This window comes from Rahnella sp. BIGb0236 (genome assembly GCF_004364755.1).
Lineage (GTDB): Bacteria > Pseudomonadota > Gammaproteobacteria > Enterobacterales > Enterobacteriaceae > Rahnella > Rahnella victoriana.
This window is the reverse complement of the sequence record NZ_SOAO01000015.1, coordinates 85,978-109,494: the sequence shown is the minus strand read 5'-3', so window position 1 is coordinate 109,494 and position 23,517 is coordinate 85,978. Positions and strand designations below refer to the sequence as shown.

The 23,517-nt window shown below is 55.0% G+C and carries 19 protein-coding genes; 11 read left to right on the top strand and 8 right to left on the bottom strand.

Annotation, left to right across the window (positions count from 1 at the left end; all coding sequences use genetic code 11):
- The first annotated feature begins 14 nt into the window (after positions 1–14).
- Complete coding sequence (locus EDF78_RS22415; RefSeq protein ID WP_133823922.1) at positions 15–1,106, top strand: aminopeptidase P family protein; 1,092 nt, start codon at positions 15–17, stop codon at positions 1,104–1,106.
- Between the two features lie 40 nt (positions 1,107–1,146).
- On the opposite strand, the gene argH is transcribed toward EDF78_RS22415, so the two are convergent.
- From argH to argC, 3 genes are all read right to left on the bottom strand, one after another.
- Positions 1,147–2,523, bottom strand: coding sequence for an argininosuccinate lyase (gene argH, locus EDF78_RS22410; RefSeq protein ID WP_119823883.1), 1,377 nt, complete (start codon positions 2,521–2,523; stop codon positions 1,147–1,149).
- An 86-nt stretch (positions 2,524–2,609) separates the two neighbouring features.
- On the bottom strand, positions 2,610–3,383 hold the full coding sequence (gene argB, locus EDF78_RS22405) for an acetylglutamate kinase (RefSeq protein WP_095924150.1): 774 nt from the start codon (positions 3,381–3,383) through the stop codon (positions 2,610–2,612).
- A 132-nt stretch (positions 3,384–3,515) separates the two neighbouring features.
- Complete coding sequence (argC, locus tag EDF78_RS22400; protein ID WP_095924149.1) at positions 3,516–4,520, bottom strand: N-acetyl-gamma-glutamyl-phosphate reductase; 1,005 nt, start codon at positions 4,518–4,520, stop codon at positions 3,516–3,518.
- Between the two features lie 138 nt (positions 4,521–4,658).
- Between argC and argE the strand changes: the two genes are divergently transcribed.
- Entirely contained in the window at positions 4,659–5,810 is a 1,152-nt protein-coding gene (gene argE, locus EDF78_RS22395; protein ID WP_119823885.1) for an acetylornithine deacetylase, read from the top strand.
- A 290-nt stretch (positions 5,811–6,100) separates the two neighbouring features.
- Entirely contained in the window at positions 6,101–8,746 is a 2,646-nt protein-coding gene (gene ppc / locus EDF78_RS22390) for a phosphoenolpyruvate carboxylase (protein WP_095924147.1), read from the top strand.
- A 72-nt stretch (positions 8,747–8,818) separates the two neighbouring features.
- Here ppc and metF read toward each other — a convergent pair whose 3' ends face one another.
- From metF to metB, 3 genes are all read right to left on the bottom strand, one after another.
- Positions 8,819–9,727, bottom strand: a complete 909-nt coding sequence (gene metF / locus EDF78_RS22385) for a methylenetetrahydrofolate reductase (RefSeq protein ID WP_095924146.1) — start codon at positions 9,725–9,727, stop codon at positions 8,819–8,821.
- A 243-nt stretch (positions 9,728–9,970) separates the two neighbouring features.
- A complete protein-coding gene (locus EDF78_RS22380) occupies positions 9,971–12,406 on the bottom strand; it encodes a bifunctional aspartate kinase/homoserine dehydrogenase II (RefSeq protein ID WP_095924145.1) in 2,436 nt (811 codons plus the stop codon).
- 2 nt (positions 12,407–12,408) lie between these two features.
- Positions 12,409–13,569: a cystathionine gamma-synthase gene (gene metB / locus EDF78_RS22375; protein WP_095924144.1), complete on the bottom strand. Its 1,161-nt coding sequence runs from the start codon at positions 13,567–13,569 to the stop codon at positions 12,409–12,411.
- Between the two features lie 330 nt (positions 13,570–13,899).
- Here metB and metJ point away from each other — a divergent pair, with 330 nt between their 5' ends.
- Positions 13,900–14,217, top strand: coding sequence for a met regulon transcriptional regulator MetJ (metJ, locus tag EDF78_RS22365; protein WP_004392248.1), 318 nt, complete (start codon positions 13,900–13,902; stop codon positions 14,215–14,217).
- A 171-nt stretch (positions 14,218–14,388) separates the two neighbouring features.
- Here metJ and rpmE read toward each other — a convergent pair whose 3' ends face one another.
- Entirely contained in the window at positions 14,389–14,601 is a 213-nt protein-coding gene (gene rpmE / locus EDF78_RS22360; RefSeq protein ID WP_095924142.1) for a 50S ribosomal protein L31, read from the bottom strand.
- A gap of 201 nt (positions 14,602–14,802) precedes the next feature.
- Between rpmE and priA the strand changes: the two genes are divergently transcribed.
- From priA to rraA, 7 genes are all read left to right on the top strand, one after another.
- On the top strand, positions 14,803–16,998 hold the full coding sequence (gene priA, locus EDF78_RS22355) for a primosomal protein N' (protein ID WP_133823921.1): 2,196 nt from the start codon (positions 14,803–14,805) through the stop codon (positions 16,996–16,998).
- Positions 16,999–17,201: 203 nt separating this feature from the next.
- Entirely contained in the window at positions 17,202–18,230 is a 1,029-nt protein-coding gene (gene cytR, locus EDF78_RS22350) for a DNA-binding transcriptional regulator CytR (RefSeq protein ID WP_095924140.1), read from the top strand.
- A gap of 99 nt (positions 18,231–18,329) precedes the next feature.
- Positions 18,330–19,271: a cell division protein FtsN gene (ftsN, locus tag EDF78_RS22345; protein ID WP_095924139.1), complete on the top strand. Its 942-nt coding sequence runs from the start codon at positions 18,330–18,332 to the stop codon at positions 19,269–19,271.
- Between the two features lie 115 nt (positions 19,272–19,386).
- Entirely contained in the window at positions 19,387–19,917 is a 531-nt protein-coding gene (gene hslV, locus EDF78_RS22340; protein WP_095924138.1) for an ATP-dependent protease subunit HslV, read from the top strand.
- Positions 19,918–19,929: 12 nt separating this feature from the next.
- Positions 19,930–21,264 (top strand): HslU--HslV peptidase ATPase subunit, encoded by a 1,335-nt coding sequence (gene hslU, locus EDF78_RS22335; protein ID WP_095924137.1) that lies wholly within the window; start codon positions 19,930–19,932, stop codon positions 21,262–21,264.
- A gap of 96 nt (positions 21,265–21,360) precedes the next feature.
- Positions 21,361–22,287 carry a 1,4-dihydroxy-2-naphthoate polyprenyltransferase gene (locus EDF78_RS22330; RefSeq protein ID WP_133823920.1) on the top strand — a complete coding sequence of 309 codons (927 nt, stop codon included), beginning with the start codon at positions 21,361–21,363 and terminating at the stop codon, positions 22,285–22,287.
- Between the two features lie 120 nt (positions 22,288–22,407).
- A complete protein-coding gene (rraA, locus tag EDF78_RS22325) occupies positions 22,408–22,893 on the top strand; it encodes a ribonuclease E activity regulator RraA (protein ID WP_013577584.1) in 486 nt (161 codons plus the stop codon).
- Positions 22,894–22,956: 63 nt separating this feature from the next.
- Here the strand turns inward: rraA and zapB are convergent, their stop codons facing one another.
- On the bottom strand, positions 22,957–23,196 hold the full coding sequence (gene zapB, locus EDF78_RS22320; protein ID WP_013577585.1) for a septal ring assembly protein ZapB: 240 nt from the start codon (positions 23,194–23,196) through the stop codon (positions 22,957–22,959).
- Positions 23,197–23,517: the final 321 nt, after the last annotated feature.

Sequence of the window (23,517 nt, the reverse complement as noted above, 5' to 3'; positions counted from 1 at the left end):
GTCCGGAGGACACCATGAGTCGTCAGCAACGTCTGACTGCCCTGCGCCAGCAACGTCTGACTGCCCTGCGCCAGCAGATGGCAGAGCAGCATATTCCCGCCGTGCTTCTGACCGACAGGTTCAGCAAATATGCGGTGGCGGATCTGTACAGCGCCTCCGGCTACGTGCTGGTCACAGCAACCGGCCTGTGGATACTGGTCGATGGCCGTTACAGCGCCGAATGCCAGCAGAACAATCCGGGCGTTGACGTGCTGACCCTCACGGCGCAGCAGACGCTGGCGGACTGTCTCACCCGATATCTGCCCGGCGACCGGCTATATGCCGATGCCAGCGTGTTATCGCATCTGGCATGGCAGGCGCTGGAAAAACAGTGCAAGGTGCCGCTGCAACACCGGGATGCGTCGGCTTTGCGGATACATAAATATCCTGATGAAATCGTGAAAATCCGTCAGGCCGCCGCGATAGCCGACCATGCCTTAAAGACGGTGATGCCGCTGATCCAACCGGGCATCAGCGAAAAAGCACTGGCCGACCATCTCGAAATGGCGGTCCGGCAGGCCGGTGGCAGCAAAACGGCCTTCGATACCGTCGTGGTGTCAGGCCCGCGCGGGGCGTTACCACACGGGCGTCCGACAGAGAAAAAGCTGATGGCCGGAGAGCTGGTGACGATTGATTTCGGCGCGGTATATCAGCATTACTGTTCCGACATGACGCGGACTTTCGCGCTGGGCGAGGTCAGCCCGGCACTGAAAGCGATGTATGACACGGTGTTTATCGCGCAGCAGGCCGCACGCGAGGCGGTCAGGCCGGGGATCCGTTGTCAGGAACTGGATGCCGTGGCGCGGGATAGCATTTCTGCGGCGGGGTATGGCGACTATTTCAGCCACAATCTCGGGCACGGTCTGGGATTAGATGTTCATGAAGCGCCCGCCCTCAGTCCGCAAAATGCGCAACCGCTGGAACCGGGAATGATCATCACGATTGAGCCGGGGATTTATATTCCGGGACTCGGTGGTGTGAGAATTGAGGATGACGTACGGGTGACCGAAACGGGAGGTGAACTGCTGACGCAGAGTCCGCGCCGTTGGGAAGAAATCGTTGTGTAGCCGGGCTTCTCCCCCTTCGCAGGGGGAGAAATTCCAGGAATTACAGCCCTAAACGCGCTTTCGCATCGGCAATTGCCTGTGCGACCTGTTGCGGCGAAACGCCGCCTTTGGCTGCGCGTTTGTCGAGACAGGATTGCAGCTCAAGGATCGGATACACATCGTCGCCAATCACGCTGCTGAATTTCTGCAAATCGGTCAGCGGCAAGGCTTCCAGCGCTTTGCCCTGCTTAATCGCCTCCACCACCGCTTCACCGACAATATGGTGCGCTTCGCGGAACGGTACGCCTTTGGCGACCAGATAATCCGCCAGTTCAGTAGAGTTCGCGTAGCCCTGTTGCGCCGCTTCTTTCGCACGCGGACGTTTCACCTGAATGCCGTCCAGCACCAGAGACGCCATGTTCAGGCAATCCATCCAGGTATCGAGCGCGTCGAACAACCCTTCTTTGTCTTCCTGCATGTCTTTGTTGTACGCCAGCGGCAGACCCTTCATGGTCATCATCATGCCGGTCAGGGCACCCTGCACACGGCCACATTTGCCACGGATCAGCTCCAGCGCATCCGGGTTTTTCTTCTGCGGCATCAGGGAAGACCCTGACGTCACGCGATCGGACAAATCGATAAACGCCGCTTCGCCGGTATTGAAGAAGATCAGGTCTTCGGCAAAACGGGAAAGGTGAACCATGCTGATCGCCGCGTTGGACAGCAGTTCAAGAACATGGTCGCGGTCAGACACGCTGTCGAGGCTGTTGCGGGTCGCGGAAGCGAAACCTAACCAGCCTGCCAGCTGTTCGCGATCCATCGGATACGCGGTACCGGCCAGCGCGCCACATCCCAGCGGGCTGACGTCCAGACGGGTCAGGGTATCTTTCAGGCGGCTTTCATCACGCGCCAGCATTTCGACATACGCCATGCACCAGTGCGCAAACGTCACCGGCTGCGCGCGTTGCAGGTGGGTGTAACCCGGCATCACCGCGTCCTGATTGGCTTCGGCAGTGGCGACCAACGCCTGCTGTAAATGATGCAGCGCGTCGCCCAGTTCCACGACCTGCGCTTTGCACCACAGTTTAATGTCAGTCGCGACCTGATCGTTACGGCTGCGGCCGGTATGCAGTTTCTTACCGAGATTGCCGACTTTGTCGATCAGTTTGCCTTCAACCCAGCTGTGAATATCTTCTGCATCGCTGGCTAAAATAGCGCGCGGGTTGGCACGGACTTCTTCCAGCAGAACGGTCAGCGCCTCTTCCAGCTGAATTTGCTCGTCAGCCGTTAAAACGTTGACGGTCACCAGCGCTTTGGACCAGGCCACGGAACCGACGATGTCCTGCTCTGCCAGCCGGTAATCGAAACGCAATGAGTCATTCAGTTCTTTAAACCGCTGATCCGCTGCCTGAGTAAAACGTCCGCCCCAAAGTGCCATTTTCCTGCTCCTGAAATTTTTTATGCAAAAGGGCGCACTCTGCTGCGCCCTGACAAAAGTGTGTACCGGATACGCCGGACGATGCGTTACGCCAAAATGCGTGTGCCGATCGCGACGCCGTTAAACAATGCCGGCAATTGCTCGGCGTGACGCCAGCTGGCGATATCGACCGGACGTCCGAGAGAACGTGCGGCGTCCAGCGCAGCGTGAACTTTGACGATCATGCCGTCAGTGATAATCCCCTGATCGATAAGCTGTTCGGCTTTCTCCGCACTCATCTCAGGAATGCGCTGGCCTTTGCCATCGAGAATACCGCTCACATCAGACAGCAGGATCAGATCCGCGCCCAGCGTGGCCGCCAGCGCCGTCGCCGCCTGATCGGCATTGACGTTCATCAGTTCACCGGCAGCGGTGATACCGATAGAGCTGACAATCGGCAGGTAGCCTGCACCGTGCAGCGTGTTGATCAGCGCCGGATTACCGGCTTCGGCTTTACCGACATAGCCCAGTGATTCATCCAGTTGCGTCACGCTGACCGTGCCGCCGTCCGCCAGAGACAGCCCCACCGCATTGATGTGGTTTTTGACCGCCCAGGCCAGCAGGGTTTTGTTGGCGCTGCCCGCGAGCGCGCCAGTAATGATGTCAATCTGATCCGCCGGAGTCACACGCAGACCGGCTTTTTTCACCACCGGCAGATTCAGCTTTTTCATCAGCTCATCAACCAGGCAGCCGCCACCGTGAACAATGACCAGCGGGCGGTGATATTCCTGACGATAAGCCACAACCGCCATGAACAGGCGCTCAAGTGCTTCTTCATTGTCCAGCAACACACCACCTAACTTGATGACTAACGGATTCATAGCTGTTCGCGCCCCGACCGGTTGAGAATGTTAATTAATAACAATAGGTTTTGATTCAATCTACCACCCCTGCGCGTCTGAATAAACGCTCAGGGGCGGTTGTTTTCTGTTTACTGACAATCTGACGGAGGGTTAAAGCAGTGACTGCGTCTCAGGGAAACCGAAACGGATATTCATGCACTGAACCGCCTGTGCAGACGCGCCTTTCAGAACGTTATCTTCCGTCGCGACCACAATCAGATGCTCACCTTTCACCGCAAAACCGATATCGCAGAACGGCAGGCCGACCACGTCTTTCAGCGCCGGAACGCCTTTGGTGTACAAGCGCACCAGCGGTTTATCGTGATAGGCATTATGGAAAGCTTCCGCCACGTCCTGCTCCGTCACACCGGCCTTCAGACGGCAGGTGATGGTCGCCAGAATACCGCGCGGGAAATTACCCAGATGCGGAGTGAAAATCACCGGCACCCCAAGATGCTCGACAATTTCAGGATGATGACGATGATTGAACAATTTGTAAGGCTGAAGGCTGACTTCACAGAAGCTGTTGCCCAGCGTGGCTTTACGGCCCGCGCCGCTGACGCCGCTGGTGGCGTTGATCACCGGCCACTGGCTGTCGTTGAGCAACCCATTTTCGATAAGGGGTTTGAGCGCCAGCTGTGACGCAGTCGGGTAGCAACCCGGGACGGCAATCAGCTGTGCGTCTTTTAATTTGTCCGCCTGCCATTCGGCCAGGCCGTACACGGCTTTATCCAGCAAATCGGTATGCTGATGCTCAAAGCCGTAAAATTCGGTGTAAAACTCAGGTTTGCTGACACGGAAGGCACCGGAGAGATCGAAGACCACGCAGCCCGCCGCCAGGAACTGCGGCGCTAAATCGTGGCTGACTTCATGCGCCGTCGCCAGAAACACCACATCGACGCCTTTTGCGGCTTCCGCCACGTCGGTCAGCGGCCGGACCGGCAGATCGACGATGCCTTTTAATTGAGGATGCAAATCAGAAAGCAATTTTCCTGCATCTGCACTTTGCGCTGAAACCGTTAAACCGGTTATGTTCATATGTGGGTGGCGATTCAGGTATGCAGCGAGTTCAGCACCGGCATAGCCTGTGGCACCAACAATCAGCGTATTCAACATAGGGCTTGTTCACCTTCTCAATTTTTTGGGTAGGGGCCGGATGAATTTTTTCCGGTTTCCTTACGCGCTGGCTTATTGTATTTTTATTCACAATTATTGCATGAATATGAATACTACCCTAACTAAAGGCTGTCAACAGTGAAGATGAAATTACCTCCTTTTATTGAGCTCTACCGGGCGTTAATCGCAACCCCTTCCATCAGCGCCACAGACGCTGCACTGGACCAGAGCAATGAGACGTTAATCAATTTACTGGCAGGCTGGTTCGGTGATTTAGGCTTCAACGTCGAAGTGCAACCCGTTCCAGGAACGCGCCATAAATTCAATATGTTAGCCAGTACCGGTACAGGTGCGGGCGGTCTGTTACTGGCCGGTCATACCGACACCGTTCCGTTCGATGACGGCCGCTGGACACGTGATCCTTTCACCCTGACCGAGCATGAAAATAAGCTCTATGGTCTGGGCACTGCCGACATGAAAGGTTTCTTCGCCTTTATCCTCGATTCACTGCGCGATGTCGATCTGACCAAACTGACTAAACCGCTGTATATTCTGGCGACCGCCGATGAAGAAACCACCATGGCCGGTGCCAGCTATTTCTCCAAAAACGCCAGCATTCGTCCTGACTGCGCGATCATCGGCGAACCGACCTCCCTCAAGCCGGTTCGTGCGCATAAAGGCCATCTGTCCAATGCCATTCGTATCACCGGTCAGTCCGGCCATTCCAGCGATCCGTCGCGCGGCGTGAACGCGATTGAGCTGATGCACGAATCGATTACCCATTTAATGACGCTGCGCAATACGCTGAAAACCCGTTACAACCACAGTGGTTTCGTCATCCCGTACCCGACCATGAACTTTGGTTACATTAACGGCGGCGATGCGCCAAACCGTATCTGCGCGTGTTGCGAAATGCATATGGATATCCGGCCGCTGCCGGGTCTGACACTCACCGACATTGACGGTCTGCTGAATGAAGCGCTGGCACCGGTCAGCGAACGCTGGCCGGGACGTATTGTGATTGAAGAACTGCATCCGCCGATCCCGGGCTATGAATGTCCGCCGGATCACCCGCTGGTGCAGGTGGTTGAGAAGCTGTTAGGTGTGGAAACGGAAATCGTTAACTACTGCACCGAAGCGCCGTTTATTCAGGAACTGTGTCCGACGCTGGTGCTGGGGCCGGGTTCTATCGATCAGGCGCATCAGCCAGATGAATATATTGATACGGCGTTCATTAAACCGACTCGCGAGCTGATTTCTCAGGTCGTTCATCACTTCTGTTATCACTGATCCTGAATGTCGGATTGATGAAGAAACAATCAGGGCGCTCACGGGCGCCCTTTGATACTGTACAAACGTGCGATTAGCCAAACTGATATCGTCGCGGTTGTAATTAAATTTCAGCGACATGGCCAAAAAGACCATTTTTCACGTGAGTGATCGGGGGTTTTTGGGTTAAAACAGGGGCTGAATTTAAAAAGTGTGGCCAGGTTGGCAGGGTGAACGGGGCAAGAATGCCTGACGGGTGAAAGTTATTTACAGAATATAAAAATTAAACGAGAGAACGGGTCAGAGGTAATATGAACGAACAATATTCCGCAATGCGAAGTAATGTCAGTACCTTAGGTAAATTGCTGGGCGACACGATCAAAGATACGTTGGGAGAACATATCCTGGATCGTGTTGAGAAAATCCGTAAGCTGTCGAAATCCTCCCGCGCCGGAAACGAAGCGGATCGACAGGAGTTGCTGTCAACGCTGCAAAATCTCTCTAATGATGAGCTGCTGCCTGTTGCCCGTGCTTTTAGCCAGTTTCTGAACTTAGCCAACGTGGCTGAGCAATATCACAGCATTTCGCCGCACGGCGAAGCCGCCAGCAATCCTGAAGCGCTGGCCCAATTGTTCGATCGCCTGAAATCCAAAAATCTCTCTGACCAGCAGTTACGTGATGCCGTTGACCAGCTTTCTATCGAACTGGTGCTGACCGCGCACCCGACAGAAATTGCCCGCCGCACGCTGATCCACAAACTGGTGGAAGTGAATAACTGCCTCAAACAACTCGACCATAACGATCTGGCCGATTACGAGCGCAAACAGATCATGCGCCGCCTGCGCCAGTTGATCGCGCAGTCATGGCATACCGATGAAATCCGCAAAAACCGCCCTTCTCCGGTGGATGAAGCCAAATGGGGTTTTGCCGTTGTGGAAAACAGCCTGTGGGAAGGCGTGCCTGCTTTCCTGCGTGAACTGAACGAACAGCTGGAATCCTCGCTGGATTACAAAATGCCGGTGGAAGCAGTGCCGGTGCGCTTCACGTCCTGGATGGGTGGCGACCGCGACGGTAACCCGAACGTCACCGCCGACATCACCCGCCACGTACTTTTACTGAGCCGCTGGAAAGCGACTGACCTGTTCCTGCGCGATGTCGCGGTACTGGTGTCAGAACTGTCGATGACCGAATGCACGCCGGAACTGCGCGAACTGGCTGGCGGTGCGGACATCATCGAACCTTACCGTGAAATCATGAAACAGCTGCGTTCACAGCTGACCAATACCCAGGTGTATCTGGAAGCCCGTCTGAAAGGCGAACGTGTCGCGCGTCCTCACGATTTGCTGGTGAAAAATGACCAGCTGTGGGCACCGCTTTACGCCTGTTACCAGTCACTGCAAGCCTGCAACATGGGCATTATCGCCAACGGTCAGTTGCTGGATACCCTGCGCCGCGTGCGTTGCTTCGGCGTGCCGCTGGTGCGTATCGATGTGCGTCAGGAAAGTACCCGCCACACCGATGCTATCGCCGAAATCACCCGCTATCTTGGTCTGGGTGATTACGAAAGCTGGTCAGAATCCGACAAACAGGCTTTCCTGATCCGCGAACTGAATTCAAAACGTCCGCTGGTGCCACGCCACTGGGAACCGAGCGCCGACACCAAAGAAGTGCTCGATACCTGTCAGGTGATCGCCGAAGCGCCGGAAGGCTCGATCGCGGCGTATGTCATTTCGATGGCGCGTACGCCGTCTGACGTGCTGGCCGTCCATCTGCTGCTGAAAGAAGCCGGTTGCCCGTTCCCGATGCCGGTCGCGCCACTGTTCGAAACGCTCGACGACCTGAACAACGCCGACGACGTGATGAAGCAATTACTGAGCATCGACTGGTACCGTGGTTTCATTCAGGGCAAACAGATGGTGATGATTGGCTATTCCGACTCCGCAAAAGACGCGGGCGTGATGGCGGCATCCTGGGCGCAATACCGTGCACAGGACGCCCTGATCAAAACCTGCGAGAAAGCGGGCATTGCCCTGACGCTGTTCCACGGACGCGGCGGTTCGATTGGCCGTGGCGGCGCACCGGCGCAAGCTGCGCTGCTGTCTCAGCCTCCGGGCAGCCTGAAAGGCGGCCTGCGCGTCACCGAACAGGGCGAAATGATCCGCTTCAAATTCGGTCTGCCGGAAGTGACCATCAGCAGTCTGGCGCTGTACACCTCCGCCATTCTGGAAGCCAACCTGTTGCCGCCGCCTGAGCCGAAAAAAGCCTGGGTGGACATCATGGAACAGCTGTCTGACGTGTCCTGCAAAATGTACCGTGGCTATATCCGTGAGAATAAAGACTTCGTGCCTTACTTCCGCGCAGCCACGCCGGAGCAGGAACTGGCGAAACTGCCACTCGGCTCCCGTCCGGCGAAACGTAAAGCCAGCGGTGGCGTCGAAAGCCTGCGTGCTATTCCGTGGATTTTCGCCTGGACGCAAAACCGTCTGATGCTGCCTGCCTGGCTGGGCGCGGGTGCCGGTTTACAAGCGGTGGTGGATGATGGAAAACGCGACGAGCTGGAAACCATGTGCCGCGACTGGCCGTTCTTCTCCACCCGTATCGGCATGCTGGAAATGGTGTTCGCGAAAGCGGACCTGTGGCTGGCGGAATACTACGATCACCGTCTGGTCGGGAAAGAATTGTGGCCGCTGGGTCAGCAATTGCGTGACCAGCTGGCAAGCGACATCAAAGTGATCCTGGCGATTTCTAACGACGATCACCTGATGGAAGATTTGCCGTGGATTGCGGAATCTATCGCCCTGCGTAACGTCTACACCGATCCGCTGAACGTGTTGCAGGCCGAATTGCTGCACCGTTCCCGCGAACTGGAACAGGACGGCAAGCAGGATGCCAATGTCGAACAGGCACTGATGGTGACGATTGCCGGCGTGGCGGCGGGTATGCGTAATACCGGCTAGTTTTGCTGACAGCACCCAAAGAAAAACCCGCGAATTCGCGGGTTTTTTACCTTCAGCGCCGGGCAAAAAAGATTAAGCGCGAACCGGCACGGCGATATCAGGACGCACACCCAGCGTGTGGCAAATCGCATAACTCATTTCGGCACGGTTCAGGGTGTAGAAGTGGAAGTCCTTCACGCCTTCACGGCTGAGGATTTTCACCATGTCCATCGCGATATTGGCACCGACCATTTTGCGGGTTTCGGCATCGTCATCCAGCCCTTCGAACAGGCTGTTCATCCAGTGCGGAACACGCACGTTAGTCATCGTCGCAAAGCGCGTCAGCTGTTTGAAATTCGACACCGGCAGAATGCCCGGCACGATCTCCACATCAATCCCCTGACCCGCACAGCGGTCGCGGAAACGCAGGTAGCTTTCCACGTCGAAGAAGAACTGGGTAATCGCACGGTTGGCACCGGCATCAATTTTGCGTTTCAGGTTAATCAGATCGGACTGCGCGTTTTTGGCTTCCGGATGCACTTCCGGGTACGCCGCAACGGAAATATCAAAGTCGCCCACTTCTTTCAGCAACTGCACCAGATCGGTGGCATACATTTCCGGTTTGCCACTGCCTGGCGGCAAATCGCCGCGCAGGGCAACAATATGGCGGATACCGCTTTCCCAGTAATCCCGGGCGATCTGACGCAGTTCATCACGGCTGGCATCGATACAGGTCAGGTGTGGAGCCGCTTCCAGACCGGTACGTTCTTTAATGCCTTTAATGATGCTGTGCGTGCGGTCGCGCTCGCCGGAGTTGGCGCCGTACGTCACCGACACGAACTTTGGCCTGAGGCTGCTGAGGCGATCAATAGAGCTCCACAACGTATCTTCCATCTCGCTGGTACGTGGCGGGAAAAATTCGAAAGAAACGTTAATCTGACCCTGTAACTCGGCCAGATTCTGATTCAGCGCTTCGCGCTGGTTTGCGTGGAAAAAGCTCATAAACACTACCTCATGGATCACTGCGTTTTGATTATGTTTCGTTATGATGGACGTTTGGACGTCTAAACGTATAGATAGAAAATGACGGAAAGCAGACAAAGTGTCAACGTTAAAATGATGGCAGGGGATGATTAATCTTCACGCAAACTGAAAGAATTTCACGTTGGTGACGTTTTGCTGTGGGGAAGGTGCGGAAAAGTGAAGAACAGCCCTTACGGTAAGTACCGGAAGGGCTGAGATAAATTACAGAAGTTGCGTCAGGCGGTTAAGGTCAGACTGCAATGCACCGGCGGTGACATCACGTCCTGCACCCGGCCCGCGGATCACCAGCGGGTTATCGCGATACCAGCGGCTTTCGATGGCGAACACGTTATCGCACGGCAGCAATGCGGCCAGAGGATGATCCTCACGCACAGCTTCCACGCCAACACGGGCTTTGCCGTTAGCATCGAAACGCGCCACGTAGCGCAGCACCAGACCCATTTCGCGGGCGGCTTCCAGACGCTGCAGCATTTGCTGATTCAGCGCCTCGCCGTCTTCAAAGAACTGATCGACAGAACCTGTCGCGCAGGCTTCCGGCACCAGCGATTCCACACGAACCTGCGTCGGCTCGATGTCGTAACCCGCTTCGCGCGCCAGGATCACCAGCTTACGCATCACGTCCTGACCGGATAAATCATCACGCGGATCCGGCTCCGTCAGCCCCTGCTGCCATGCCAGATCCACCAGTTCGGTGAACGGTAACGTACCGTCGAATTGCAGGAACAACCATGACAAGGTGCCGGAGAAAATCCCGCTGATCGCCAGAATGCTGTCGCCGCTTTCGCGTAAATCACGCACCGTATGGTTGACCGGCAAACCGGCTCCGACCGTGGCGTTATACAACCAGTGGCTGCCCGTTTTGGAAAACGCGTCGCGGATCTGACGGTATTTATGGGTATCCGATGCACCGGCCAGTTTGTTGGCGCTGATCACATGGAAACCGTAGCTAGCGAAATCGAGATACTGATCCGCCAGTTCGGCGCTGGCCGTCACATCCAGCACCACTAAATCGTCATAAGGATGCGCACGCATCCACAGGAACAGCGATTCTTCATCGTGTGCCTGCGATTCATCATCAAAGAAGGCCAGCGCGCGGCTGGCGTCCAGACCGTCGTAATTGAGCAGACTGCGCTTGCTGTCGACCACGCCGGCCAGCACAAACTCAAAACCACTGCGGGCAGAGATGTTCTTTTGCTCACGGGCGAACAGTTCCAGCCAGCGTGAACCGATGTTGCCTTTACCAAACAGCATCAGACCGATTTGCTTTTCAGCGCGGAACAGCGTTTTGTGCAGCCCCTGAATCAGGTGCGCGGTCGGGCCGATACGCAGTACGGCGACCAGACTGATGCCGTCTTCCGCCTGCCAGATAAACTCCACCGGCTGATCTTTCATTTCCTGATAGAAACGGTGACTGTGCAGCGGATTCTTACACACGCCCGCACCGACCAGCGCCACCAGCGCCAGCCCTTCACGCAGCGTCAGACGCGCCGGAAGTGCCGCTTCTTCGAGAACCTGCAGTGCGCTGCCCGCCACTTCGGAGGTGTAGCACAGTTGCAGCAAATTACGGTCAGGATGGATGCCGGTACACAGCGGTTTGATCTGCGCACGTTTAAGCAGCAGCTCGACATCTTTTTGTGCCAGACCAAAATCGTGACCGGAAGGGATGACCATTTCGATCAGACAAATATCATCGTGGCTGGTGACAATTTTCGCGCCAGTACCGGACGCCAGCACGCGTTCAATACGCGTTGAGCCTTGTTCCGGCTGGTAGCTGCAACGCAGCTGTAAATCGATATCACTGCCGGATACCGGCTGAAGGGTACGGGTGTGCAGCACCGGTGCCGCCAGACGCGCCAGCTCGCTGGCTTCATCGAGACGCAGCAACGGCAGCAAACAGGCATCTTTCACTTTACGCGGATCGGCGCTGTACACCCCGGCCACATCGCTCCAGATGGTGACACGGCTGGCATTCGCCAGTGCACCAATTTGGGTGGCGGAATAGTCACTGCCGTTACGGCCAAGCAGCACGGTTTCACCCGCGTCGCTGCGGGCGATAAAGCCGGTCACCACCAGATATTGCTGAGGGTGTTGCGCGAGCAGTTGTTGCAGCAGCGGATACGAACGGCCTTCGTCTACCTGAGGTTGAGCGGCGCGTTCGGCACGCAGGAATTCCCGGGCATCCAGCCAGGCTGCCGGTAATTCCAGTTTGCACAGCACGGCAGACATCAGGCGTGCAGACCAGACTTCGCCATGCCCGACGACTTCGGCGTAAATCGCATCGGTCATTTTGCCATCAAGCAAAACAGCCAGACGTTCGAGATCATGAATAAAGGAAGCAATAAGCGGTTCGGCCATTTCCGGCGGCAACAGGCCGGTTATCAAATCACTCTGATAACGGCGCAATGCCTGCTGAACCTGATGCGCGGAAATTCTGTCTGTCTGGCTCAGCTTCAGCCAGCTGATCAGCTGGTTGGTTGTGCTGCCTGCCGCCGACACCACCATCATGTCGCCCGGTTTGGCATACTCGGCCATGATCCCGGCAACGCGCAGATAACATTTCACGTCGGCCAGACTGCTACCACCAAATTTGTGCAGCTGACGGCTTCCCGCCGGCGCTGCAACCGCTATTGCATTCATACTTACCTCGTTGCCGCTGACTGGAATGCGTGTTCCAGATCAGCAATCAAATCTTCGCTGTCTTCAAGACCTACAGAAATACGGAGCAAGCTGTCAGAAATCCCGGCGGCTTTACGCGCTTCCGGCGCCATGCCGGCGTGCGTCATGGTCGCGGTATGAGAAATCAGGCTTTCGACGCCCCCCAGTGATTCTGCGAGGGTAAATAACTTCAATTCTTTCAGGAAATGTCGCAGCTGAGCTTCATCTCCGTTAAATTCAAAACTGATCATGGCACCGAAGCCACGTTGCTGGCGGCGGGCAATGTCATGGCCCTGGTTTTCCGGCAGCGACGGATGATACAGCTTTTTGACCTGCGATTGTTTCTGTAAATAAGCCACAATCGCCAGGGCATTTTCCTGCTGCTGTTTCACGCGAACCGTTAACGTGCGCAAACCGCGCAATAACAGATAGCTGTCAAACGCGGCGGCGGTCACACCAATATTGTTCGCCCACCACGCCAGTTCTGTCGCGTGTTCTGCGGTCTTAGATATTACCGTACCGGCGACCACATCAGAATGCCCGTTCAGATATTTAGTACATGAATGGACGACTAAATCCGCGCCAAGCTGCAACGGATTCTGCAACGCCGGGCTGAGGAAGGTGTTATCCACTACCGTCAGGGCACCGGCGGCGCGTGATGCATCGCAAATCGCCTGAATATCCACCACGCGCAGCAACGGATTGCTCGGGGTTTCGATCAGCACCAGTTTCGGCTGTTCTTTCAGTGCTTCGGCCAGCGCCTGCGGGTCGCCCTGATCGACAAACAGCACGCGATACGCGCCGCGTTTGCTCAGGCTGTCGAACAGACGGTAGCTGCCGCCGTAGCAATCGTGCGGGGCCACCAGTAAATCGCCAGGTTTCAGAAAGACCGTACACACCAGATGAATGGCAGACATACCGCTGCTGGTCAGTACCGCACCGGCACCGCCTTCCAGATCCGCCAGCGCGCGCTGAACCACATCACGCGACGGGTTACCGCGACGTGAATAGTCGTGCGCTCTTGGCTGGTTGAAATCTTCAAAGTTGTAGGTGCTTGAAAGGTAGATAGGCGGAACTACACAACCATATTGCTGATCATTGTTCAGGCCACTGCCTACGGCAATGGTGGCTTGCTTGTGCGTCATAATCGTTTCTTCCTGACGAAATGCGAAAGATGAGGATGTAAAGAGTAACGCCCGGAGTTATAGACGTCAATACATCTGGACATCTAAACTTCTTTGCGTATAGATTGAGCAACAGAGCAATACCCGCTAAAATTATGGCGTTAATGAAGATGTCAGGCAGAACTGTCGCGCCGGAATAGTTAAGCGCAAGGTGACAAAATGAACAATGCCGCAGGGAAAATCGTGAGGTATCCCTGTTAAATTCCGACATTTACTTAGTGAGAACAGTGAAAATCGGGCATAATCACGCGGTTTTCAGAATTTTATTTTTTGATAAATTTAAGGTGTCCCATGGCTGAGTGGAACGGCGAATATGTCAGCCCTTACGCTGAACACGGTAAGAAAAGCGAACAAGTTAAGAAAATTACGGTATCCATTCCGCTGAAAGTCCTCAAGATCCTCACCGATGAACGCACCCGTCGCCAGGTGAACAACCTGCGTCATGCGACCAACAGTGAATTATTGTGTGAGGCTTTCCTGCACGCCTTCACCGGTCAGCCTTTGCCGAACGACGAAGACCTGCGGAAAGAGCGCAGTGACGAAATCCCGGAAGCGGCGAAGATCCTGATGCGTGAACTGGGTGTGGATCCTGATACCTGGGAATACTGATCGCCGCGTCGATGGCCTGAAAAATCCGTACGAACCCGTCGTGCGGCTTTTTGGTTATCTGGCGATCACCGGGGTAATGGCGATCAAAAAGAAAGATTTGTCTGGCGGGATGTCAAACGGCAGGCAACAAAAAAGGCGCCAAAGGCGCCTTTTTTTGCTCTCAAGCGTAGCTTATTTGCTGCTTGGAACGCTGAAACGCTTGTTGAAGCGGTCAACGCGGCCACCGGTAGCCACTTCACGTTGCTTACCAGTGTAGAACGGGTGACATTCGCCACAAACGTCCAGGTTCAGATCGTGACCCACAGTTGAGTGAGTTTTGATAACGTTACCGCATGAGCAGTTAGCAGTAACTTCTACGTAATTAGGGTGAATACCTTTTTTCATGGAAAACCTCTTCTTAAGGCCGCGTCGCTATCCAACCCTGTTCTGTCAGACACCACGCGTAGTGGATGATAGGCTTTGAGTACGAAATGCACCAAAGGCGGCGAATCATACAGAATCTCTGAGAACCGCGCAATGATGTTCATGCATTTCGAAGGACACAGTGTACACTATCTCGTCATTTTTTTAAAGTCTGGACCCACAATGCCTGTTGCCCACGTTGCTTTACCCGTCCCGCTCTCCCGTACTTTCGACTATCTGTTGCCGCCTGATATGCAGGTTTCGCCGGGTTGCCGGGTCAGTGTGCCGTTCGGTAAACGCGATGCCATCGGCATTGTCACCCGCATCAGTGACACCAGTGAATTTGGTCTGGAAAAGCTGAAACCTGTGCGTGAAGTCCTCGACGGTGCCAGCCTGTTCACTCCCGATTTGTGGCGCATCCTGTTCTGGGCCGCCGACTATTATCATTATCCCCTCGGCGAAGTACTGTTCCATGCGCTGCCGGTGTTGTTGCGTCAGGGCAAAGCCGCCGAGCTGACGCCACTGTGGCAATGGTTCGCCACCGAGCAGGGTCGCGCCACGCCGCTCGACAGTCTGAAACGTGCGCCCAAGCAACAACAGGCGATGGCTGCGCTGATGCAAAAGCCGCTTTACCGTCATCAGGTCGCCGATCTGGATCTGACAGATACAGCGTTGCAGGCGTTACGCGCCAAAGGGCTGACGGATTTACGCAGCATCGCGCCCGCCACGCACGACTGGCGCAAGGATTTTTCGGTCGTCGGCGAACGTTTACGCCTCAATACCGAGCAGGCCACCGCCGTGGGGGCGATCCGCAGTGAAGACCAGCAGTTCTCCGCCTGGCTGCTGGCCGGTGTCACCGGGTCGGGGAAAACCGAAGTCTATCTCAGCGTGCTGGAGAATATTCTGGCACAGGGCCGGCAGGCGCTGGTGATGGTGCCGGAAATCGGCCTGACGCCGCAAACCATCGCGCGTTTTCGCGAGCGTTTCAGCGCACCGGTGGATGTGCTGCACTCCGGCCTGAACGACAGCGAGCGTCTCGCCGTCTGGCTGCGGGCGCGTAATGGTGAAGCAGGGATTGTCATCGGCACCCGTTCATCCCTGTTTACGCCGTTTGCCCGTCTCGGCGTCATCATTATCGACGAAGAACACGACAGTTCTTATAAACAGCAGGAAGGCTGGCGCTATCACGCCCGGGATCTGGCGGTGTACCGCGCTCACGCTGAAAACATTCCGATTATTATGGGCTCGGCAACACCTGCGCTGGAAACGCTGCACAACGTGGAACTGGGGAAATATCGCCAGCTGAAACTGACCAAACGTGCCGGGAATGCCAAACTCGCCCGCCAGAATTTGCTGGATTTGAAAGGGTTGCAGCTGAAAGTCGGGCTGTCTCAGCCACTGATCCAGAAAATGCAGGAACATCTGAAAGCCGATAATCAGGTGATGCTGTTCCTCAATCGCCGCGGTTATGCCCCTGCCCTGCTTTGCCACGAATGCGGCTGGATAGCCGAATGTCAGCGCTGCGATCACTATTACACCCTGCACCAGAATCATCGCCAGTTACGCTGCCACCATTGTGACAGCCAGCGCGCCGTGCCGCATCAGTGTCCGCACTGCGGTTCGACGCAGCTGGTCTCGGTCGGCGTCGGCACCGAACAGCTGGAAAACGAACTGGCGCCGTTGTTCCCGGATACGCCTATCACACGCATCGACCGCGATACCACCAGCCGCAAAGGTTCGCTGGAACAGCATCTGAGTGAAGTCCATCGCGGCGGTGCGCGCATTCTGATCGGGACGCAAATGCTGGCAAAAGGGCATCACTTCCCGGACGTCACGCTGGTGTCATTGCTGGATGTCGACGGCGCGCTGTTCTCGGCGGACTTCCGTTCTGCTGAGCGTTTTGCCCAGCTTTATACGCAGGTTTCCGGCCGTGCCGGACGCGCAGGCAAACAGGGTGAAGTGGTGTTGCAGACGCATCATCCTGAACATCCGCTGTTGCAGGTGCTGCTACGGCAAGGTTACGACGAATTCGCCAGACAGACGCTGGCGGAGCGCAAAAGCGTTTTTCTCCCTCCTTATACCAGTCACATTATGATCCGCTCGGAAGATCACGATAATCAGCAATCGGCGCTGTTCCTCCAGCAGTTGCGTAATCTGCTGGAATCCAGCCCGCTGAAAGACGATTCACTGTGGATCCTGGGGCCGGTTCCCGCCTTGCAGGCCAAACGCAGCGGACGTTTCCGCTGGCAACTGCTGTTGCAGCATCCTTCACGCCGCGTTTTGCAGCATCTGATCAAAAGCTCTCAGCCCCTGATTGCCAGCCTGCCGCAGGCTAAAAAAGTGAAATGGACGCTGGATGTCGATCCGATTGACAGCTGATCCCTAAGGAAAATCCGCATAAATACTCAGGTTTTTTGCGTGATGGATCGAAAAAAGCATCTGCGTCACACTTTTAATGCAAATTAGGTAACAAATCCTACTCACATTCTGTTTAGAATGTGATGAGCTACACATCATGCGTAGCCAGGCGAGGAATGTTGATGCTGTTGTGTCAGTTTGATGCTGTTGCAAGGAGAGAGACGTTGGAGCACAAGAAAGAATTACCCGCCGCAACAATGAAAGATGTGGCTGAACAGGCAGGCGTTTCAACAGCAACCGTATCCCGTGCATTAATGAATCCGGAGAAAGTCTCCGCCGCAACCCGTCAGAAGGTTGATCAGGCCGTCATGGCCGTAGGTTATTCTCCTCATGCCCTGGCCCGTAATCTGAAACGGAATGAATCACGCACGATCCTGGTGATCGTCCCCGATATCTGCGATCCGTTTTTCTCAGACCTGATCCAGGGGATCGAGCGCACCGCGGCCGAAAGCGGTTATCTGGTATTGATCGGCGACTGTGCTCAGCAAAATCAGCAAGAAAAAACCTTTATCAATCTGATCATTACCAAGCAAATTGACGGCATGCTCCTGCTCGGCTCTGATTTGCCTTTCGATGCCAGCAAAGAAGAACAACGTAATTTGCCGCCGATGGTCATGGCCAATGAATTTGCGCCGGAACTGGAACTGCCGACCGTCCACATTGATAACCTGACGGCGGCGTTTGAAGCCGTGCACTATCTTCTGAAACTGGGGCATCAGCGCATTGCCTGCATCGCCGGTCCGAAACATATGCCGCTGTGCCAGTACCGTTCACAAGGCTATGTGCAGGCGCTGCGCCGCAACGGGTTGAGCGTCGAGAGCAAACTGACCATTCATGGTGATTTCAGCTATGAATCCGGCGCACAGGCGGTAACAGAACTGATGTCGCTGCCCGTTCCGCCAACGGCGATTTTCTGCCACAACGATGTGATGGCGATTGGCGCGATGTTCCAGGCAAAGAAAATGGGGCTGCGCATTCCGCAGGATCTGTCGGTGGTCGGCTTCGATGACATCAAGGCCAGCCAGTATACCGATCCTCCGCTGACCACCGTGGCGCAGCCGAGATTCCAGCTTGGCCGTCAGGCCATGTTATTATTGCTTGAGCAGTTACAGGGAAATCCGGTACAAAATGGCTCTCTGCTGCTCGACAGTGAACTGGTGGTGCGTGAAAGCACGGCCGCCCCTAACGCGTGAGTCAGTATTTAGTCTGTTATGAAGTTTTAATTTCAGTATATGTTCAGGGTTAAGTAACATGACGCACTTCTTCATTCATTACGACACAGCGAAACGATAGTGGCACAAAGAGACTATGTAAGCCGTGGGCGCTCAGGAGCGCGGCGGAAAAGTACCAGCCGGAGTAAAAAACGCAGTTCCCCAACGATCTCCAAAACCATGGTGGTGTTAGCCGTTGCGGTCCTGGTGGTGTTTGTCGGTGGCCTCTATTTTATTGCGCACAATAAACATGAAGAAACGACAGTGTTGCCGACACATGCTGTCCGTCCGGGTAATGGATTGCCGCCTAAGCCAGAAGAGCGCTGGCGTTACATTAAAGAACTGGAAAACCGCCAGATGGGCGTGACCACGCCGACAGAACCGACGGCGGGCGGACAAGTCGAATCCAAAACGCAACTGACGCCGGAACAGCGCCAGCTTCTCGAACAGATGCAGGCCGATATGCGCCAGACGCCAACACAGCTGTCTGAAGTGCCGTATAACGACCCGAATCAGGTGACGCAGGCACCGGCGCATACCTCGCGTCAGGTTCAGCAGCAACAGCAGCCGACTTATGCGCAGCAACAGCCGGTGCAGACTCAGCCGCGTCAGGTTCAGCCAACGTATACGCCGCAAACGCAGCCGGTACGTGCGCCGCAGGCTCAGGTGCAAACCCAGCCCGTTCAGCCTAAACCGAAGCCAGTGGTGAAAGAGCCGGTAAAAGAAGCGCCGAAACCGCAGCAACCCGCCGCCATTACTCAGGCTGAGCCGGAAAAACCAAAAGCGCAGGAAAAAACCCAGCGCTTTATGGTGCAGTGCGGTTCTTTCAAAGGCAGCGAACAGGCGGAATCCCAACGCGCCAAACTGGCGTTTGAAGGTTTCGAAGGTCGTATCACCACGGGCGGCGGCTGGAATCGCGTCGTCATTGGCCCGTACAACAGCCGCTCCGGTGCAGACAGCACCCTCACCCGCCTGAAGAGCGCAGGCATCTCCGGTTGCATTCCCCTCGCAACCGGGGGTTGAAAACCCGTAATCCTTCCCCAATCTATACTTTCAATATGCCTCGTAAGCTTGTGAGACACCCGGTGTGTCCCACAAGCCTGCGGGGATCTTTTCCGTCTGCAACGAGGAACTGCTCGTGACAACAATTGTAAGTGTACGCCGCAACGGCAAGGTCGTTATCGGTGGTGATGGCCAGGCCACATTGGGAAATACCGTCATGAAGGGCAACGTCAAAAAAGTACGTCGCCTGTATAACGACAAAGTGATCGCGGGCTTTGCCGGCGGTACGGCTGATGCCTTCACACTGTTTGAGCTGTTCGAACGCAAACTGGAAATGCATCAGGGTCATCTGGTGAAAGCCGCCGTTGAACTGGCGAAAGACTGGCGAACCGACCGCATGCTGCGCCGTCTGGAAGCACTGCTGGCCGTCGCGGATGAAAATGCGTCGCTGATCATCAGCGGTAACGGTGATGTGATCCAGCCGGAAAACGACCTGATCGCCATCGGTTCCGGGGGTCCCTATGCCCAGGCCGCTGCCCGCGCCTTGCTGGAAAACTCTGAGCTTGACGCCCGCGACATCGTTGAAAAATCGCTGAGCATCGCCGGTGACATCTGCATCTACACCAACCAATTCCACACTATTGAAGAATTGTCTTCTAAAGCGTAAGGATCGAAAATTATGTCTGAGATGACCCCGCGCGAGATTGTCAGCGAATTAGACAGCTACATCATTGGTCAGGATAAGGCGAAACGCGCCGTGGCCATTGCCCTGCGTAACCGCTGGCGTCGTATGCAGCTTGATGAAGCGCTGCGCCATGAAGTCACCCCGAAAAATATTCTGATGATCGGCCCGACCGGTGTTGGTAAAACCGAAATCGCCCGCCGTCTGGCGAAACTGGCGAACGCGCCGTTCATCAAAGTGGAAGCCACCAAATTCACCGAAGTCGGTTATGTCGGTAAAGAAGTGGATTCCATTATCCGCGACCTGACCGATTCCGCCGTGAAAATGGTGCGTCTGCAATCCATCGAGAAAAACCGTTATCGCGCTGAAGAACTGGCCGAAGAACGCATTCTCGATGTGCTGATCCCGCCAGCAAAAAACAACTGGGGACAGGCTGACGAAGCGCAGGAACCTTCTGCTGCGCGCCAGAATTTCCGCAAAAAACTGCGTGAAGGTCAGCTGGACGATAAAGAAATCGAAATCAGCCTGGCATCCGGTCCGATGGGCGTTGAAATCATGTCCCCTCCGGGCATGGAAGAAATGACCAGTCAGTTGCAGTCGATGTTCCAGAGCATGGGCGCTCAGAAACAGAAACCACGCAAACTGAAAATCAAAGAAGCACTGAAGCTGCTGGTTGAAGAAGAAGCGGCGAAACTGGTGAATCCGGAAGATCTGAAAGAACAGGCGATCGAAGCCGTTGAACAACACGGCATCGTGTTTGTCGATGAGATCGACAAAATCTGTAAACGCGGCGGTCAAAGCTCCGGCCCGGATGTCTCCCGTGAAGGTGTTCAGCGTGACCTGTTGCCGCTGGTGGAAGGTTGTACCGTATCGACCAAGCACGGCATGGTGAAAACCGATCACATTCTGTTTATCGCATCCGGCGCATTCCAGACGGCCAGCCCGTCTGATCTGATCCCTGAGTTGCAGGGGCGTCTGCCGATCCGCGTGGAATTGCAGGCGCTGTCGACAGAAGACTTCGAACGCATTCTGACCGAACCGAGTGCTTCGCTGACTCATCAGTACAAAGCATTGATGGCAACCGAAGGCGTGAACATTGATTTCACCCCTGATGGTATCCGCCGGATTGCGGAAGCCGCATGGCAGGTAAACGAAACTACCGAGAACATTGGTGCGCGTCGTCTGCATACCGTTCTGGAGCGTCTGATGGAAGATATCTCTTACGACGCCAGCGAAAGCAGCGGAATCTCCATAAACATTGATGCAGATTATGTTAGAAGCCACCTTGACCAGCTGGTAGCTGATGAAGATCTGAGCCGTTTTATCTTATAATTTGCTCATACGTTCCGAAAGTGATCTTCAGGGAGGCGTTTGCCTCCCTGATTTTTTTTAGATTTCGGACTGATTCTTCACCTGAGCGAAATCACTATGAGCATAATCACTCCCTGCACCCCGACGACGCCCGCCCGCGCCTGGCTGGAAAGCCTGCGTCCTAAAACCCTGCCACTGGCTTTTGCCTCTATCGTCATGGGTACTGCCATTGCCAGTCTGCAAGGCGTTTTCCATCCGCTGACCGCGCTGCTGGCACTGCTGACTGCCGGATGCCTGCAAATTTTGTCGAATCTGGCAAATGACTACGGTGACGCCGAGAAAGGCAGCGACACGCCCGATCGCGTCGGGCCACTGCGCGGCATGCAAAAAGGGTTGATTAGCGCGGCACAAATGAAACGCGCGATTATCCTGACCATCGCCCTGACCATTATCTGCGGTATCGCACTCATTGCGGTGGCCTGCCAAAAACCGAGCGACGTGGTCGGCTTTCTGATCCTCGGTCTGCTCTCGATTGGCGCCGCCATCACCTATACCGTCGGCACGCGCCCTTACGGCTACATGGGGCTTGGCGACATTTCGGTGCTGATTTTCTTCGGCTGGATAAGCGTCGCGGGCACATTCTATTTGCAGGCGGGCTATTTCGACTGGATCGTGATGTTACCGGCGACGGCGACCGGCTTGCTGTCCACGGCGGTGCTGAATATCAATAATTTGCGCGATATCGAAACGGACAGCGCCAATGGCAAGAATACGCTGGCGGTACGTCTCGGGCCGGTCAACGCGCGCCGTTATCACGCCACCCTTCTGACTGCTGCCGTCCTCTGTCTGGCAGTATTCTCCGCCGTGCACCTGCACCACTGGACCGGCTGGCTGTTTGTCCTGGCTATCCCGATGCTGGCAAAACATGTCATGCGGGTAATGAATTCGAAAACGTCCACGGAAGTGCGCCCGCTGCTGGAACATATGGTGAAAACCGCGTTGCTGACTAACGTATTGTTTGCAGTGGGTCTGTTACTTAATTGAGGCAAAGTGGCCTGATGTGCGTTTATCGGGTCACTTTTCACATTTAACAATTGATGATTTTGCCAACATCCGCCGGAAAGGGATATACTGAATACTCATGCAGCAACCAGATGAAATCCTATGAAATACGATACTTCCGAACTTTGCGACATCTACCATGAAGAAGTGAATGTCGTCGAACCCTTGTTCTCCAACTTTGGCGGCCGTACTTCATTTGGCGGGCAAATCACCACCGTGAAATGCTTTGAAGATAATGGCTTGCTTTATGATCTGCTGGAAGAAAATGGCCGGGGCCGCGTGTTGGTGATCGATGGCGGCGGTTCTGTTCGTCGCGCACTGTTGGATGCCGGACTGGCACGCCTGGCACTGCAAAACGAATGGGAAGGCATCGTGATTTATGGTGCGGTCCGTCAGGTTGACGATCTGGAAGAACTGGATCTGGGTATTCAGGCCATGGCCGCTATTCCGGCTGGCGCAGGCAGTGAAGGGATCGGCGAAAGCGACATTCGTGTCAATTTCGGCGGCGTGACCTTCTTCTCCGGCGACCATCTGTATGCCGACAATACCGGTATCGTGCTGTCGGAAGACCCGCTCGATATCGAGTAACGCTTTCTTGCAGCCACAAAAAAGGACGCCATGGCGTCCTTTTTCATTTGATGGCGGAAGTGCTCAGACTTCTTCCATTTTTCCCAACAGTGCACGCAGACGATCCTGCCATACGTGTTGTTCTTCTTTCAGCTGCGCATTTTCACGCACCAGAGACTCATGATTACCGCTGGCTTGCTGAACTTCCTGAGACAGGGTGTTGTTCTGCTCTTTCAGTTCTTCGATTTCCATCTGCAACAGAGTAATGGTATCGATCGCTTGCTGAACTTTAGCTTCTAATTTCTCAAATACTTCAAATGACATTTTTCGGTCCCCTTATGTTCGCAAGGCGCACATCTTATGTTCTGCCGCATCGTCCGGACACGGCTCAAAAATTCCTGCACACCGTCGATTTTCATAACAAATTCATCAGAGAATTGCGCAAAACCGCCGGGTGTCTTAACGGGTGATTGTATGTAGCCAGCTGTGGTCTGTCTACCAGCAACCCCTTTATCCACGCAGTCTGTTGCAATTTTACAGCGCCGGGTATCAGGAAATGCTTAAAAAGCAGCGTCACTCACCAGAAATCCGGCTTAATACCGAATAACCTTAGCCGCCGCACGGATAAGGTCGCTGATGTTCGTT

What these genes read in the sequence shown, in the direction of transcription:
- EDF78_RS22415 (WP_133823922.1), top strand. Translation starts at nt 15, where the DNA reads ATGAGTCGTCAGCAACGTCTGACTGCCCTGCGCCAGCAACGTCTGACT.
- argH (WP_119823883.1), bottom strand. Translation starts at nt 2,523, where the DNA reads ATGGCACTTTGGGGCGGACGTTTTACTCAGGCAGCGGATCAGCGGTTT.
- argB (WP_095924150.1), bottom strand. Translation starts at nt 3,383, where the DNA reads ATGAATCCGTTAGTCATCAAGTTAGGTGGTGTGTTGCTGGACAATGAA.
- argC (WP_095924149.1), bottom strand. Translation starts at nt 4,520, where the DNA reads ATGTTGAATACGCTGATTGTTGGTGCCACAGGCTATGCCGGTGCTGAA.
- ppc (WP_095924147.1), top strand. Translation starts at nt 6,101, where the DNA reads ATGAACGAACAATATTCCGCAATGCGAAGTAATGTCAGTACCTTAGGT.
- metF (WP_095924146.1), bottom strand. Translation starts at nt 9,727, where the DNA reads ATGAGCTTTTTCCACGCAAACCAGCGCGAAGCGCTGAATCAGAATCTG.
- EDF78_RS22380 (WP_095924145.1), bottom strand. Translation starts at nt 12,406, where the DNA reads ATGAATGCAATAGCGGTTGCAGCGCCGGCGGGAAGCCGTCAGCTGCAC.
- metB (WP_095924144.1), bottom strand. Translation starts at nt 13,569, where the DNA reads ATGACGCACAAGCAAGCCACCATTGCCGTAGGCAGTGGCCTGAACAAT.
- metJ (WP_004392248.1), top strand. Translation starts at nt 13,900, where the DNA reads ATGGCTGAGTGGAACGGCGAATATGTCAGCCCTTACGCTGAACACGGT.
- rpmE (WP_095924142.1), bottom strand. Translation starts at nt 14,601, where the DNA reads ATGAAAAAAGGTATTCACCCTAATTACGTAGAAGTTACTGCTAACTGC.
- priA (WP_133823921.1), top strand. Translation starts at nt 14,803, where the DNA reads ATGCCTGTTGCCCACGTTGCTTTACCCGTCCCGCTCTCCCGTACTTTC.
- hslU (WP_095924137.1), top strand. Translation starts at nt 19,930, where the DNA reads ATGTCTGAGATGACCCCGCGCGAGATTGTCAGCGAATTAGACAGCTAC.
- EDF78_RS22330 (WP_133823920.1), top strand. Translation starts at nt 21,361, where the DNA reads ATGAGCATAATCACTCCCTGCACCCCGACGACGCCCGCCCGCGCCTGG.
- rraA (WP_013577584.1), top strand. Translation starts at nt 22,408, where the DNA reads ATGAAATACGATACTTCCGAACTTTGCGACATCTACCATGAAGAAGTG.
- zapB (WP_013577585.1), bottom strand. Translation starts at nt 23,196, where the DNA reads ATGTCATTTGAAGTATTTGAGAAATTAGAAGCTAAAGTTCAGCAAGCG.